The organism is Aeromonas sp. QDB18 (assembly GCF_027705325.1).
GTDB classification, from domain to species: domain Bacteria; phylum Pseudomonadota; class Gammaproteobacteria; order Enterobacterales; family Aeromonadaceae; genus Aeromonas; species Aeromonas caviae.
In genome coordinates, this window is record NZ_JAPDBQ010000006.1 from 33,970 (window position 1) to 46,833 (window position 12,864).

Below are 12,864 nucleotides of genomic sequence, written 5' to 3' on the forward strand. Positions count from 1 at the left end.
TCCTTGTCTGGTCAGATTTAAACAGGAGGGGGCATCAACCCCCTCGCGCGGGTGGGTGGCTTAGCGGCCGACGGCGCTGACGGCGGTATCCAACACCATGCAGCCATGGTCCTGAATGTTGCCGTTGCGCTGCTTGAAGCGGATCTTCTGCAGGCCGGATACCCAGCTGATGGAGATCTCTGTGCTGTTGCCGTGGTCGGTTTTCTCTTCGTGCATGCCGAAGGAGCCGCCCTGCTCGCCAGAGCCGAAGGCGTTGGCCAGCGCCTGACCGCCCAGCAGCACGGCGCGGTCGATGGTGGTACCAGCAACCTTGTCCACTTCCGCACCGGTTGCTGAGTTGGCTGCGCACACCTTGACGGCGCTGCCCTGGTTGAAGCGGATCGGCATGCCCTTGTAGGGCTTGACCAGGATGCCGCGCCACATCGCACCTTCACCGCGGAAGATGGGGTGGTTCCATCCCTTGCTGCGCTCAATTGAGGCCGACAGCATCGCCTGCCAGTCCTTGCCGGAGGTTGAGGTGTAGAAGTCGTGCCACTGGCGCGGGGTGACATAGAGCACGTAGAGCGGCTCGCCACCGGACGGGTCGGAGACCATGCGGATCGGCTGGATGGGGTTGGCCATCTCGGACAGGAACAGCGACATGTTGTCCACGCAACCCAGATTGAAGCGGTCAGCCGCGTCGATGCCTTCGAAGCTGGTCGCATCACCACCGAAGAAGTGGCGCTCGTAGGTTGGCGCAGTCAGCGGGTTGATCATGATGTCGGCAAATTCCGGGTCATCCGCCAGCGGCAGAATGATATCGGTCGCGGAGTAGTCGCCTCGGGCACCTGCCAGCTGGGCAAAGCCGCGCTGATCAACCAGGCGACCGTAGTAGCCATCACCCAGCAGCACGCGGGCGGTCTTGATCAGGTCGTGCTTGGTGCGGGACTGGCTCATTTTGCCGCCAGCATCAACGCCGTGACGGGTCTGATTGACCTTAAGACCGAAGTCAGCGAAGGACAGGGACTCGAGGCGCCCATCCAGCTTCTTGTCACCCATGGTAGGGCGGCCAGAGAGCTGATGGAACAGCTGCATATCAACGGTGTCGCCCGCAACCTTGGCCAGGTCGGTGATGCGCACCACTGGTGCGCCGGCGCTGGTCTGTTTGCCGCCGTTGATCTTGGCACCCTTTGGGGCCTCTTCGGTCAGCATGTTCACCAGCGAGTGAGAACGGTTGGCCGCCGTAAACAGTGCGGCCTGCAAAATCTTGTTGGCTTGCGCCGAGGTGACTTGGGTCATGGTCCTCTCCTACATGAAAACAAAAACCCCGACACGGTGGCCGGGGTTGGTTGATGTAAACGGGTGGTTGGTTAGAACCCGGATTGCTCCAGCAGCGCCTCCATTTGGGCATCCGTCATGGCGCCCATCTCGCCGATAAGTTCGGTCTGAGACATAGCGCCATAGCGCTCTACTCCGGTGGGTGCTGCATGATGGGTCTGGCCGAGTGCCGAAGGGCTGGACGGGATGAAATCAGCGGGCTTCTCTGCACCCTTGCCGGGCACCTTGGCGGGAGGCGCTTGAACCTCATCACCAAAGGCCAGCTTGGTGCGGCGCGCCGCCTCTGCGAATCGCTCATCCAGCGACTTGCCTTGCCACGCGGGATCAGCCTGGAGCTTCTCATCGACGATGATGGCGAAGTCGAAACGGTCCTGGTCCTTTTCCCGCCAGCTCACCAGATCAGGTACCGCCTGCAGTGCGGCCTGTACCAGGTTGATAGCGGGTTGGGCGGGCTGCTCCAACTTCTGCAACTTGCGGGCGATGGCCGCCAGCGGTTTGCCAAGGTCGGGGTAGTCCTGGGCCAGTTCCTCAATAGCAGCGACATCGATGCTATCGGGATCGCTGGTGTCCAGCTCAATGCCGTTCTGCTCTAACACGGCGGCCAGCTTGTCCCGTTCGGCTTGGGCCTGCTGCGACTGAGCCAGCTGCACACGCAGTTGCTTGGCTTCATTGCGTGCCTGCTCCAGCACTTCATACGGGATGGTGTGTTGACCGCTCTTGGCCAGGATCACCTTCTCAGGCTCCGCGACCCCTTCACCGCCCTGCTCGGTACTGCCCTGTTCGTTACCGGCTGCCACCTCGCCCGCCGACGGCGCGGGTTGTACGTCCGTTTGCTCGGTGCCAGTGCCATCATCCAGCTCGCCATCGGGCTCACGCTCGATCGCTTCCAGCATGGCTTCCAGTTCGTCCAGGCTCTCAGTGCCGGTCAGGTTGTCGATGTTCTTATCCATGGTTGTCCTCGTGGGTTTTCAGTGGGTGGTATCGCTGCCCAAGCGGGGGAAGGCTCTCGGTGAAAGCCCTCCCCGGCTGGAGCTGGGCACAAAAAAGCCCGCACAAGGCGGGCAAGGGTTGCCGTCTATCGCTAAAGATTCGCTAAATGGCACTTGAGCCGCCAGCCTTCCAGCTTCCACAGCTCTTGGCGGGCCTTGGCTTCGGCATCCTTGATGGCGTACTTGGCGCCAAGATCTGCATTGAAGTTGGTCGGGTCGGCGCAGGCGGTCATGCCGATGGCAAGGGTGAATCCGTTGGCAGCAATGGCGGTGGCCAGCGTGGTTGTGGTGCCAGGCACAACCTGCACCTCATAGCGAACGCCACGCATCAGCGCATCGATCTGGTCAGGGGTCACACGCGGCGCTGTCAGCCCGAGAGTCTGGATCTCGCGCTCCATTTCGGCATCAATGTGTTGCTGGTCGGTCATGTCCTGCTCCAAATAAAAAACCCGGCGCAGTGGCCGGGTTCGGAAATGAAAAAGGCCCAATCTCGAGAGACTGGGCCATGATGGGTAAATCCTAACGCTGGCTGTTTGATAAATCAACAACCCATTGATAGCGTTAGTCGCTCACTGAAATAGTCTTGCTATCAAATTTAATCGGCGAACGGAGACTGTCCGATGGACATCCGCTTTGTTGCGTGTTCAACAGCCTTCTGGAGGATTTGTCTTGGCACCTGTTTGCCGTTTGGAATGATGTCATTCGTCATCAGTGACATCTCTTCCTTGGATAGGGTTGGAACTAGGGTTGGTATTTCAAGTTCCTTCCCCCCAAGATTCACCCCAACTGAATACTCTGTAGCAATATTGCCATCTGGCAGCTTAATCTCACCGAAGTATCCAGACCCCTTTTCTGTCCCATCGGCTCGCTTCCCGTATGATTTTCGGCGAGCAAGCCCACTCTTGTTAAGTTGTGCCAGATTTTCACGCCCAGCAATGTCAGCGGCATCTGCGTTTATCACCACTTCCCCATTCGAAAGATTTGCGGGAATACTGTCTGACGTTTTTGTTCCTGGTCCAATCACATCACCGCCATCAGAGAAGCCTCGGCGACCACTTGGCAACTGGATGCTGTCGAGCTGTGCCTCGATGTGCTGGACGATTTGCTGCTGCATCTGCGCGTACTCGAGCTTGAGTCGGTCGTTCTCTGCTGCCAACTGCTCCATCTCCTGCAATGTCTTGCCTGTCTGGGCCTGCTTGAGGGCATCCTCGAACCGGATAGAGTCGGTCAGCTTGGCGATGCGCTGGGCCTCTGCCTGCCACTTGGCGGCCTTGCCTTCCAACTCTGCCAGCTTGGCCTGCATCTCGCGCATGGCCAGCTCCTGCTGCATCTGGGCCTGCTGGGCTTGCTGCTCGTCGGCTGCGCGTTCCTCGTCGCTCATCTCGTCCGGGTCTTTCGGGATGTTCAGGGCATTGCGGATCCGCTCCACGAACTCTGCCTTGCGCGGTACATCCATCAGCTCGACCAGCAGGTCAAAGCAGGCACCTGCAGCCTCTGGCGGAAGTTGGGACATGGCCTGGGTCATCCGCTCGGCCAGTTGTTGCTTGTAGGCGGCAGTCTGCTGGATCGGCGCCAGTGCGATATGGGCCCGCAGCCGGGTCACATCATTGGTGAGCTTGCCATCCTCCTGCTCCACATTGACCACCACGGCCTTGCGGCGGCGGGGGTCATCCCGGTTCACTGTCACCTTGTAGTTGCGCTTGCTGGCCATGTCTTCCAGCAGGTATGCCAGTGCCAACTGCCCCACTTGCTGGCAGCCCATCCGGTAGTTGTCGTTGATCTCGGAAAGCGTGGTTGCCCCCTGCTCCACCAGGTTGCTGATGGCCACACCAGATTGTCCGGTGGAGCCCTGGCCCAGGAAGGCGGCATAAACCCCCATGGTGTCTTGGATCAGCTTCACCGAGTCCTGCATCACCTGAAACTGCTGGGCCGCCACGTTGAAGTCCTGCTCTACCTTGAAGGCATCGCTCACGCTGGTCTTGTTGGCTCGGTCAGGGTTGAGCTCGATATAGCCATCGGGGCGCTCGACTTGCTCCAGCACCTGATCCCGGCTCATGTTGGTGGCGTCCTTATCCATGATGACGCGCTTGGCCTGCAGCAGGAAGGTGAGCTTGATACGCCGCAGGTTCACCTCGTCCTGCGCCGGCATGGCTCGAGCAATCAGCCCATAGGGTTCGCCGGTGCGGTCTTTGCGATACCCCCAGAACGGCACCAGCGGGTACATGTTGTGGGGAGCAGAGCAGGGTCGATCAACCAGATGATGAGGGCCGACGAACCAGGATTCCCGGATCACGGCCACCGGGCAGCGTTCCAGCTTGGCGCGCCCCATGGCCACAGCAGCGAGATGCAGTTGATTGGTCTTGTCGTATTCCAACGCCCGGCCTGAGTCGAGCTTCAGCACCTGACGCATGGTGTAGGTGCGGTAGTAGACCACTTGCAGCAGCACCCGGTCCCGCTCCCGGCTGCACCACTCTATCTCCTTGCCGCTGAACTGACTCCACTCGTCATAGGCACTGACTAGGTTGGGATCCATCCCCTCGATGGCGGTCAGGCTTACCATCCCCTCCCAGTCGTTGACGCCCCACTGCAGCGCCTGTGCCTTGCTCGGGAACATGGTCTTGGCCTCATCCAGATCGACCCAGCGGCGGCGCATCAACCAGCGGCAGTCGCTTAGGTCCGGCTCCCTGCTGTGCCAGTCCCAATAAACCTCGTCTCGGTGGACGTTGCTGAACTTGTAGCGCGGGCCGAACGGGTCATCGCGGCGGCATACCTCAACCCAGCCCACACCGGTCTTTATCTGGCCGCCATACGCCTCACCCCGGGCGCGGTCCAGCCCACCCAGGCGGCACATATCGGCGTATTCAGCGTTGACGGCCTCCGCCAGCTGCTCCAGCTCGTCGTCGTGGTCATCGGCGATCACCATCAGATCGGTGCGGCTCTTGGCCTCCATCCCCAGCACGCCGTCGATAGTCGGGGCGATGAGGTTGTGGATCGTGATGGGCTGCCCGCGTTCATCGAGTGCCTTTTTTACCGCAGGTGGCAGTTGGTCGTTGTCGTAGTAAGCGCAAGCTCGATTGGCAAGGCTTCGCCAGTCCGGCTGGCCGTTGATATCGCTCATCAGTTTGAGCAGGCGCGGGGTATCGAGGCCGCCTTTTTCAGGGGCCTTGGGTTGGGCGTTGATCATCAGTTGGCCATCCAGTGCTTGGGTTTGCGGAAGGATTCAGGTTTGACGATGCGGGCCGGCATCCGGGCACGCATCTCTTGGGCAATCATGTAGCTCATGAGCTGGTCGTCGTAGCAGCCGTCCTGGGCGTTCATGCTGCCGCTCTTGTCGTAGACGTAGGTGGTGGCTTCGGAAATGGTACCGATCCAGCGGATCCCGGACTGCCCGGCACGCAGCAGGGCCTTGAGGCCATCAACCAGGATCGGCTTGGACTGCCGAGTGGTGAGCCAGCCGAGGCGCGGGGTCTCGTCGTCGCGGTCCCGGTCGATGTGCTCCTGGGTGTAGATGCGTCGGGTCGGGTAGATCTCACGGAGCTTGAGCAGCACAGCATGACCGTGGTTGTTGCGCTCTGGGCCGATGTAGGCCGGGCCATGCTCTGCGGTGCCATAGAAGCGGCCAACGTGGGCAAGCAGTTGAGCAAACAGCCCCGGGTCGAGATGCCCGAACCAGTGGGCCACCTGACGGCCGTCGCTCTTGGCCGTGACATCCAGGCTTGAACGATCGCCGTGCTCTAGCCCTTCCGCCACGTCGGCGCCGATGGCGTAATCCTCGTCAGGGTCTGGCAGCTCCCAGACCAGCAGCATGTTCTCGAGCGAGCGCTGCCCCTGCTCGTCCAGCTTCTCCGGTTTGCGGGCTTTCTCACGCCTGCCGGTCACTGGGTCGATGTCGTAGACGATGAGCGGGGCCATGCAATCGCCCTCAGCCTCCATGGTGGCGATGGGGTCGAACACACGGCGCCCGGAGGTGAGGAAGGCTTCCAGCGGCGTGCTGGGGAACTCCTGCTTCATCTCGGCGCCCAAGGTGGACTCTTTCAGCACGTACCATTGCCGCTGCTCGTCGCTGATGGTGCAGCTCATCGCCTTCTCCACCGCGGCGAAGTATTCCGCCTGGGTTTTGCTCATCACCACACCGGAAGCGGGGACGTCGGCGCGATACTTGGGATCCTGCCACCAGGCGAAGAAGTGGAACTTCCAGTCGAGCTGGCTGAGCTCACCGGATGCCCTGGCCAGCTCGAGGGACTTCATGCTCATGGCGTGGAAGTCGCCCCCCACCCCTTCGGCCGTGCTCTCGATGAAAGCCACGGCGCCCGGGTGGATCGCCTGCAGGGTGCCGGTTCGCACCTCCTTGGCCTTCTCCGGGTACTTGGCGCAAATCTTCCCATGCTCGGAGACATGCAGGCGCTGGACGGTACCGGAGCGGAAGGAAGTGGCCACCTGGATGCTGGAGCCATGCCGGAACAGGATGTGCCCGCCATTCGCCCCGCCGCGCCGGGTCACCACCTTGAATTGGGCCTTGAGCCAGCTGGGTAGGTTATCGAACGGGACTTCAATCTTGGTGCGGTAGATCTCGCCGGCGGCCGTCAGGTCCTGGGCGATGATCCCGCACTTGAGGTTCTTGTTGAACAGCGCCTCGTCCAGCAGATAGATATCGATGGCCGTGGAGAATCCGAGCTGGCGTGCCTTGAGGATAATATTCAGGTACCACATGGTCCGGAACAGCAACTCCTGCGCCGGGCGAAGCCGGAAGCGCACCAGCTTGCCCTGTTCGTTCTCGATCATGTAGAGGTTGTTCATCCGCCACCACTTATCGCTGAGCTTCGAGCGGATGTAGGCCATCTGCTCCTGCTCAGTCATGGAAGATGCGTCGATGGGAACAGTCATGACATCAGCCCCCCTGTCCCCATGTCGTGGAGTTCGGAAACCATCTCGCTGACCGGGGTGGCCTCGCTGCCGCCATCCTTCTCGAGCCGATCGGCTTCGGCGGTCAGCTTGCGGGCAGCAGCCCGGATGCGCCGAGTATCTTCCTCAATCTTCGGCACACTCACCTCGTCGATGCGCAGGGCGCTCAGGGTCCGCTCGATGGACTCAATCCGCTGGATGTTGCGGTCTAGGGCCTGCTCTGCTTTCAGGATCTTGTCGTAAAGCGCAATCCGGTCGGTCATCTCGCTGGCTGTGACCAGGTCCTGCTGCAGCCCCTTGAGCAGCTTGGTGACGGAGATGACGCGAGCCCGGGTGAAGTCCAGCTCGTCGCGCAGTTGCAACTCGCGGGCCTGGTCGAACAGCTCCTCGGCATCGAGGTACTTGGCATAACCGCCGTGGGTCAGTGCAGGCCGGTCGCCGGGTTGCCACTTATTCGGTGGGTTCTGGTTGCCTTGGTTGCCTACTGACTCCCGATTTCCCTTGTCAAAGCGCCCATCTGGCTGGCGCCCCGAGTTGGTTTTCGAGTTCTGGTCCAAGCTGGCCGGGGTATAAGTGGATGCCGAGGACTTCTCCCCTCTTCCTTCTCCCCCTTTGGCCTTGGCCTCATTCCCCTTGGCTTGCGCACTTTGCGCAGATTGCGCAGTTTTGCGCACTTCGGAATGCGCAGATTGCGCAGCTACGCGAGATTTATCAGGTTGCGCAGGGGATTGCCCCCGAGATTTCAAATAGCGACGCGCCGAGTTGTAGTTCAGGCCGCGGCTGTCACACCAGTCTTTCGCACTGATGCCGGTCGCTTCATGCTCCTGCAGGAACTCTGCATTGAGCTGTGCCCAGTCGGTCTTTGCCATTTAGAGAGATAGCTCGCCTTCAACGATGGTGTCGCCTGGTGCGGGCTCGTGAGTTGCCGGTACCAGAACGGAGACGCCAGTATTCAGGGTGACCAGAGCCTGACTCCCGTCATACTCCCTCACCTGAGTGATAACACCGGTCACGGTAACGCCATTAACCACTGCATCGCTCCAGTGCATCGAGATAGTCCAGTAGGTCGGCTGTGGATTCCCCAGAAAGACAAACCCCGCCATTAGCGGCGGGGTTCCATGTCAGCCTGGGTGTGGGTGGCGGGCAGTTCGCTGTTTGGCTTGGAGCTGTCTGGCAACTGGCCAGAAGCAGCACCGAAACGCTCAGCAAAACGCCCCTGTGGGTCCGCATGATTCTTGTCATGGCTTTCCTGCACCTCCCTTGCCCTCTCCTGCTTAAGCCAACGGCCCAGAAGGGCCGTTAGAATGTCGAGCAGTTGGAGCAAGCTGTTCATGTTATTGCTTCCGTGCTTTCTCGGCTGGCAGGTTCAATGCCAGCTTGTCCAGCACCTTGGTCAGGCCTACCAGGAAGGCCTGCACCTTCCCGATAACCTCATCGTCCCGGGTGGACGGGGTAACGGCCGCGATCTTGGCCAGCCCCTGCACCACCATGGACGCGCCGCCCACTACAGCCATCAGGATGACAATCCAGTTGATGACCACCTCAACGATGTGTTCCATCGCACTCTCCTCTGCTGTTACCGGTTACCCGGCGATATTGGCAAGGCTTGCGCCTATGCCTCGGACTTCGAGAACTCTGCCGCAGCCATCACAGGCAATTCCCCCACAGGCTTCGGCTCACCGGCAGGCCAGCGGTATGCGGTTACCCTGGAGCGAGGGAACGCCTTCACGTTCACCGCGTCAGCCTGGTTACCGCCCAGCACCAGCAGATTGCCCGCCTTGTCCTGCCCCACTACGAACCCAACGTGTCCGCCACCATCCCGGGAGAACACCACTACGCAGCCTGCCACCGGCTTTTCCAGCTTCTCCCCCCAGGAGGCATAGGAACGCGCACCCTCGAACCGGGTGGACTGAATACCGACCCGCTCTAGGCACGCTCCAACAAAGGCGGCACACCACGGGGTTTCATCATCACGGATGCCACCCCGCTTGATGGCCTTCCACATCGCCACGATCTCGGGGTTGTGTTGGGGCCCCTTAATCTCCGTCAACCCGATATGCCTACGGGCTTCATCTACCCAGCGCATTTTCACCATCACTCCCTCCCTCCCATCCAGCCGGTTGCCCGGCGTTCGTACAGCTCCAGTGCTTTCGACCCCATCAAGCCAGCCAGGCCAGCCATGAAGCCGCACAACGGGAGCGGGGCTGCGATGTACCAGCTCAGCAGCATGGTCAACATCCCGGAGAACCCTGACACCACCACCTGCAGCAGCGCCTCGGCCCATCGGAACTGCCTTCCCTCGCGTTTCACCGTCTGTATGTAGGTCACAAGCCCTCCCCATACGCTCAACCCGCCGAATGCCAGATAGGCGAGCACGCTGTAGTTCTGTGGATCCTTGTCAGGCGTCATCGCCCCTCCAGAAACGACAAAGCCCGCACGAGGCGGGCCAGAAATGAAAAAGGCCAGGGTCACGGGGACTCTGGCCATCTTTGAGCAATACTAACGCCGGGGAGGGGTGGATTCAATCACTGCGTCTATTCATGAGGTTGCGCCTGCTCGGCGGCGAACGCTCCGCGCCTAATCCGCCTGCATCTCCCTCACTTGTCGGCCCATGACTTTGGCCAGATCTGACGCCTGGTGGATCACCTCATCAACAGCACGCTCTACGGCCTGCCTCATCTCCTGCCCGAACCGGCGCGACACCAACTCTACGTGTGGCACGACCCGGCCGGTGCCGTGGCACTTCGGGCAGCCGTCACCCTTGCGCGGGCGGATCCCGGTGCCATTGCAGTGAGGACAGCGCCCTGACTGCATCATCTCGGCGACACAGTGGTCATTGGCCAGGGACAGGATCTCGTTCCGCTCAGCCAGAAGGCGCTGGTACTCGTGATCATTGCCGGACCGGTGGGCGCGCTTGGCCTTCTCCATTACCACGGCGGCCCGGCGGCGCTCCTTGTCATAGTGAGGGTGGCAAAGTACCAGGTGATCCAGCTGCTCAGGCAGCGGGCGGCGCAGCAGGATTGCCATGGCCATACCACCGGCCTCGTCGCTGTCCAGCGTGGTGCTGAAGTGTGCCAGCAATGACGCCAGGGCCTGTTCGTCCCCCAGATGGTCGGCCATGAGGAACTGGAGTCCTTGCGGGTTGCTCTTTGCTGCCACCTGCAGGGCGCCGATAAACTCGTCCCGACCCAGAGCATTGAACTGCCTGCCGGCGGCGGGCTCATGGAGCGCCCCCTTCGGCGAGAATAGGCGCAGAGCCATTTCGATAGCATGGGTCATGGATTGGTCCTCTGGTCTGGGTCCTGATTGAAGGCGGCGAGCAGCCAGGCGCGCAACTGGCCGGATTTGATGTGTTCCGGGGTGACTTCCAGCACGGTCCACCCGAGCAAGGTGGCCTCGTTCATCTTGGCCCGGTCCTCTACGAACCCCCTCCCCCTGGTATGCCGGCCACCGGAGTGGATCCCGCCGTGGACCTCAAGGGCGAGCTTCTGCTCCTCCCAGGCGTAGTCGAAGCGCCATTTGCGCTTGGGGTGAAACAACAGCTCGGTGGCTGGGTCAGGGAAGCCGACCAGCTGGGCCAGCACCTTGCTGTGCAGGGTGTCCACCTGCTGCGCCTTCTTGACCTTGTTCACCACGGCCTTGGCTTTCGGATTGTTGCCGAGCAGGCGGCTGGCATCGATAGCAGAGAGGTGGATCATGCCGCCCCCTTCACACTGACAAGCCCCCGCACCACCCAGCTGTGCAGCTGACGGGTCAGGGCGCTATAGGTGACCTCTTCACGCTCCCCTGGCTGCCAGTCGTAGGCGATACGGCCATCAATGGCGTCATGGCAAGCACAGCACGCCTCAACTGCCACCAAATCATCCCCCTTGAGGGCCATTCCATGCGGGGCGCTAGGTAGGTGAGCCAGCACCGTGGTTTCGGTGCCACCGATGCAGACCCCGGCAAGCTGGATCTTGCAGAGCTGGCCGCGAGCGCCATCGCGCAGGTCGCTGGAGCGGATTGGGCTGGTCTCGAATCTCATCCGGCAAACCCCATCAGCTGGGCGCAGGCGTTCTCAGCCTCCTCCTCGGTGGCAAACTGCTTGCTCAGCACATAGCGCCAGCAGACCCCGAACACAGCCCGGTACAGGTCGGAGAACTCAGTCTGATCCATCTTGGCAAAGCTGACGCTCTTGGCCTCCTTGCGCATGCCGCCATCCGGCAGCATCACCACGGTGTAATAACCGGCCTCGACGGTGAGCCACTTGCGCATCACCTCAAACGACTTCTCAGCCTGGGGGCCGTGGCGCTCGATACGGCTGCTGGCCAGCTGGTCGATAAACTCATCCTTGGCCTTGTTCAGCACGTTGCCAGCGCCGAACTGGGCGAGGTAGCGAACGAACCGGGACAGGATCCCCTGCTCGGCTGGCGATACCATGCCGCCAGTTGGCTCCCAGTAATCGAAAGTCAGGTTGAGCAGGGCGAAGAAGCGGCGATGAAACGCCAGGTTGCGGCGCCCCTTGCCCTTGGCCAGGATGGTGGTACCGATCGGCATCAGCTTGATGGCTTCGGCATCGGCCGGAGTGGATGGGGCAAGTACCCCGCCGGACATTTTCAGAAGGGTCAGCTCCATGGTTATGCCGCCTCCTCGCCACTTGTCCCCATGAGGTCGGCTAAGCGTAAAAGCTCCGCCTCTGACAAGGAAAACCACTCGCCATGATCACGCCGATGGGAGAACTCTTTGTGCAAACGAGACTCCAGCTCGGATCCACCATGCGCTTGATAGACCAAAACAAGATGGCCGGCTGACATAGACTGGACCGTTTTCACCCGGTGAGGAATGTCTATTGCCCTACCTATCTTGAAAAGACCAGTTGATAAACACTTCATTACGTAAACGAAAGATGGTCTTTTAGGTTGAGTGTCGAGCTGTTCCTTCCACTCGGAAAATTTACCGACCAGCACAATTAAGTCAGACAAGCCTTGAATCATGCGTTCAAAATCACAGAGATAACGCCAGACAGCGAAGCTGTGTGGTGGAATTTTCAGGTGCTCAATTAGAGCCAACGCTCCAATAACTGTGAACTCATAGAAACGACAATCACTGAAATCATCGATTGGGCAGAAAACGCTGTGGAGTTCGCTCGTCGCTTCCAAGGCTCGGCATGCGTCATACACAACTTGATGGGGAAGCCCGAACGCAAATGCGGTGCTTTCTGAATCTGAGTAGACAATTTCAGCTTCAAAATTGGTGGCTGATGTCAATCCAGTTCTTCCGAACACGGAATACTGCGATGGGTGATGAGTCATGCTGCCACCGCCTTGGCTGCAACGGCCTCGGTGGTGGGAGGCAGCTCGATGCGGTAATGCCACACCTGCTTGCCGTCGATGACCTGGTTGCTGGAATGCTTCACCCAGCCGTAGCAACAAACTTCACGCAGTCTGGCGCTGATGGCGGCCTGGGTGTCGGCGTGGCCGTAGCGGCTCCAGCACTCGCGCTCGATGTCGCGCAGGGTGCGGGGCTTGCCGTCGCTCATAACGGCAATCACGCGGCCCAACTGGGTCGCGATGGATAGATCTCGGGTATGTGGCTTGGTCATAGTCTAGGTCCTTTGGTTAAACAGCCGGGTGGTCTAGGTCCGGCACTGGCAATGGTACGGGGCGCTACCCCCTGT

General features: G+C 60.6%; 16 protein-coding genes. All 16 read right to left on the reverse strand.

Going from position 1 to position 12,864, the window contains the following annotated elements:
* Positions 1-60: 60 nt before the first annotated feature.
* Positions 61-1,278, reverse strand: coding sequence for a phage capsid family protein (locus tag OKC30_RS02190; RefSeq protein WP_270809527.1), 1,218 nt, complete (start codon positions 1,276-1,278; stop codon positions 61-63).
* A gap of 71 nt (positions 1,279-1,349) precedes the next feature.
* On the reverse strand, positions 1,350-2,267 hold the full coding sequence (locus OKC30_RS02195) for a hypothetical protein (protein WP_270809528.1): 918 nt from the start codon (positions 2,265-2,267) through the stop codon (positions 1,350-1,352).
* Positions 2,268-2,398: 131 nt separating this feature from the next.
* Entirely contained in the window at positions 2,399-2,734 is a 336-nt protein-coding gene (locus tag OKC30_RS02200) for a Gp49 family protein (RefSeq protein ID WP_270809529.1), read from the reverse strand.
* Positions 2,735-2,901: 167 nt separating this feature from the next.
* The gene (locus tag OKC30_RS02205; protein WP_270809530.1) at positions 2,902-5,490 is read right to left on the reverse strand and encodes a portal protein; all 2,589 of its coding nucleotides are present in this window, start codon (positions 5,488-5,490) and stop codon (positions 2,902-2,904) included.
* Complete coding sequence (locus OKC30_RS02210) at positions 5,490-7,190, reverse strand: terminase (RefSeq protein ID WP_270809531.1); 1,701 nt, start codon at positions 7,188-7,190, stop codon at positions 5,490-5,492. The genes OKC30_RS02205 and OKC30_RS02210 overlap by 1 nt, the downstream gene beginning before the upstream one ends.
* Complete coding sequence (locus OKC30_RS02215; RefSeq protein WP_270809532.1) at positions 7,187-8,077, reverse strand: terminase; 891 nt, start codon at positions 8,075-8,077, stop codon at positions 7,187-7,189. Before OKC30_RS02215 ends, OKC30_RS02210 begins: the two co-directional genes overlap by 4 nt.
* A gap of 233 nt (positions 8,078-8,310) precedes the next feature.
* Positions 8,311-8,541 (reverse strand): hypothetical protein, encoded by a 231-nt coding sequence (locus OKC30_RS02220; protein ID WP_043163259.1) that lies wholly within the window; start codon positions 8,539-8,541, stop codon positions 8,311-8,313.
* A gap of 1 nt (position 8,542) precedes the next feature.
* On the reverse strand, positions 8,543-8,767 hold the full coding sequence (locus OKC30_RS02225; RefSeq protein ID WP_201035354.1) for a hypothetical protein: 225 nt from the start codon (positions 8,765-8,767) through the stop codon (positions 8,543-8,545).
* Positions 8,768-8,820: 53 nt separating this feature from the next.
* On the reverse strand, positions 8,821-9,303 hold the full coding sequence (locus OKC30_RS02230) for a TIGR02594 family protein (protein ID WP_042880549.1): 483 nt from the start codon (positions 9,301-9,303) through the stop codon (positions 8,821-8,823).
* On the reverse strand, positions 9,303-9,617 hold the full coding sequence (locus OKC30_RS02235) for a phage holin family protein (RefSeq protein WP_270669949.1): 315 nt from the start codon (positions 9,615-9,617) through the stop codon (positions 9,303-9,305). The genes OKC30_RS02230 and OKC30_RS02235 overlap by 1 nt, the downstream gene beginning before the upstream one ends.
* Before the next feature lie 168 nt (positions 9,618-9,785).
* Positions 9,786-10,487, reverse strand: a complete 702-nt coding sequence (locus tag OKC30_RS02240; RefSeq protein ID WP_270669948.1) for a TIGR02642 family protein — start codon at positions 10,485-10,487, stop codon at positions 9,786-9,788.
* Positions 10,484-10,906 (reverse strand): hypothetical protein, encoded by a 423-nt coding sequence (locus tag OKC30_RS02245; RefSeq protein WP_139751064.1) that lies wholly within the window; start codon positions 10,904-10,906, stop codon positions 10,484-10,486. Before OKC30_RS02245 ends, OKC30_RS02240 begins: the two co-directional genes overlap by 4 nt.
* Positions 10,903-11,232, reverse strand: a complete 330-nt coding sequence (locus OKC30_RS02250; RefSeq protein WP_042062766.1) for a nuclease domain-containing protein — start codon at positions 11,230-11,232, stop codon at positions 10,903-10,905. Before OKC30_RS02250 ends, OKC30_RS02245 begins: the two co-directional genes overlap by 4 nt.
* Complete coding sequence (locus OKC30_RS02255; protein WP_053288673.1) at positions 11,229-11,822, reverse strand: DUF1367 family protein; 594 nt, start codon at positions 11,820-11,822, stop codon at positions 11,229-11,231. The genes OKC30_RS02250 and OKC30_RS02255 overlap by 4 nt, the downstream gene beginning before the upstream one ends.
* Before the next feature lie 2 nt (positions 11,823-11,824).
* Positions 11,825-12,499, reverse strand: coding sequence for a GIY-YIG nuclease family protein (locus OKC30_RS02260; RefSeq protein ID WP_270809533.1), 675 nt, complete (start codon positions 12,497-12,499; stop codon positions 11,825-11,827).
* Complete coding sequence (locus OKC30_RS02265) at positions 12,496-12,789, reverse strand: hypothetical protein (RefSeq protein WP_270809534.1); 294 nt, start codon at positions 12,787-12,789, stop codon at positions 12,496-12,498. Before OKC30_RS02265 ends, OKC30_RS02260 begins: the two co-directional genes overlap by 4 nt.
* Between the last annotated feature and the right edge of the window lie 75 nt (positions 12,790-12,864).

Coding starts and splice junctions, on each gene's coding strand:
- OKC30_RS02265 (WP_270809534.1), bottom strand. CDS start 12,789: ATGACCAAGCCACATACCCGAGATCTATCCATCGCGACCCAGTTGGGC.
- OKC30_RS02230 (WP_042880549.1), bottom strand. CDS start 9,303: ATGGTGAAAATGCGCTGGGTAGATGAAGCCCGTAGGCATATCGGGTTG.
- OKC30_RS02205 (WP_270809530.1), bottom strand. CDS start 5,490: ATGATCAACGCCCAACCCAAGGCCCCTGAAAAAGGCGGCCTCGATACC.
- OKC30_RS02255 (WP_053288673.1), bottom strand. CDS start 11,822: ATGGAGCTGACCCTTCTGAAAATGTCCGGCGGGGTACTTGCCCCATCC.
- OKC30_RS02215 (WP_270809532.1), bottom strand. CDS start 8,077: ATGGCAAAGACCGACTGGGCACAGCTCAATGCAGAGTTCCTGCAGGAG.
- OKC30_RS02220 (WP_043163259.1), bottom strand. CDS start 8,541: ATGAACAGCTTGCTCCAACTGCTCGACATTCTAACGGCCCTTCTGGGC.
- OKC30_RS02245 (WP_139751064.1), bottom strand. CDS start 10,906: ATGATCCACCTCTCTGCTATCGATGCCAGCCGCCTGCTCGGCAACAAT.
- OKC30_RS02190 (WP_270809527.1), bottom strand. CDS start 1,278: ATGACCCAAGTCACCTCGGCGCAAGCCAACAAGATTTTGCAGGCCGCA.
- OKC30_RS02225 (WP_201035354.1), bottom strand. CDS start 8,767: ATGGAACACATCGTTGAGGTGGTCATCAACTGGATTGTCATCCTGATG.
- OKC30_RS02210 (WP_270809531.1), bottom strand. CDS start 7,190: ATGACTGTTCCCATCGACGCATCTTCCATGACTGAGCAGGAGCAGATG.
- OKC30_RS02195 (WP_270809528.1), bottom strand. CDS start 2,267: ATGGATAAGAACATCGACAACCTGACCGGCACTGAGAGCCTGGACGAA.
- OKC30_RS02260 (WP_270809533.1), bottom strand. CDS start 12,499: ATGACTCATCACCCATCGCAGTATTCCGTGTTCGGAAGAACTGGATTG.
- OKC30_RS02250 (WP_042062766.1), bottom strand. CDS start 11,232: ATGAGATTCGAGACCAGCCCAATCCGCTCCAGCGACCTGCGCGATGGC.
- OKC30_RS02200 (WP_270809529.1), bottom strand. CDS start 2,734: ATGACCGACCAGCAACACATTGATGCCGAAATGGAGCGCGAGATCCAG.
- OKC30_RS02240 (WP_270669948.1), bottom strand. CDS start 10,487: ATGACCCATGCTATCGAAATGGCTCTGCGCCTATTCTCGCCGAAGGGG.
- OKC30_RS02235 (WP_270669949.1), bottom strand. CDS start 9,617: ATGACGCCTGACAAGGATCCACAGAACTACAGCGTGCTCGCCTATCTG.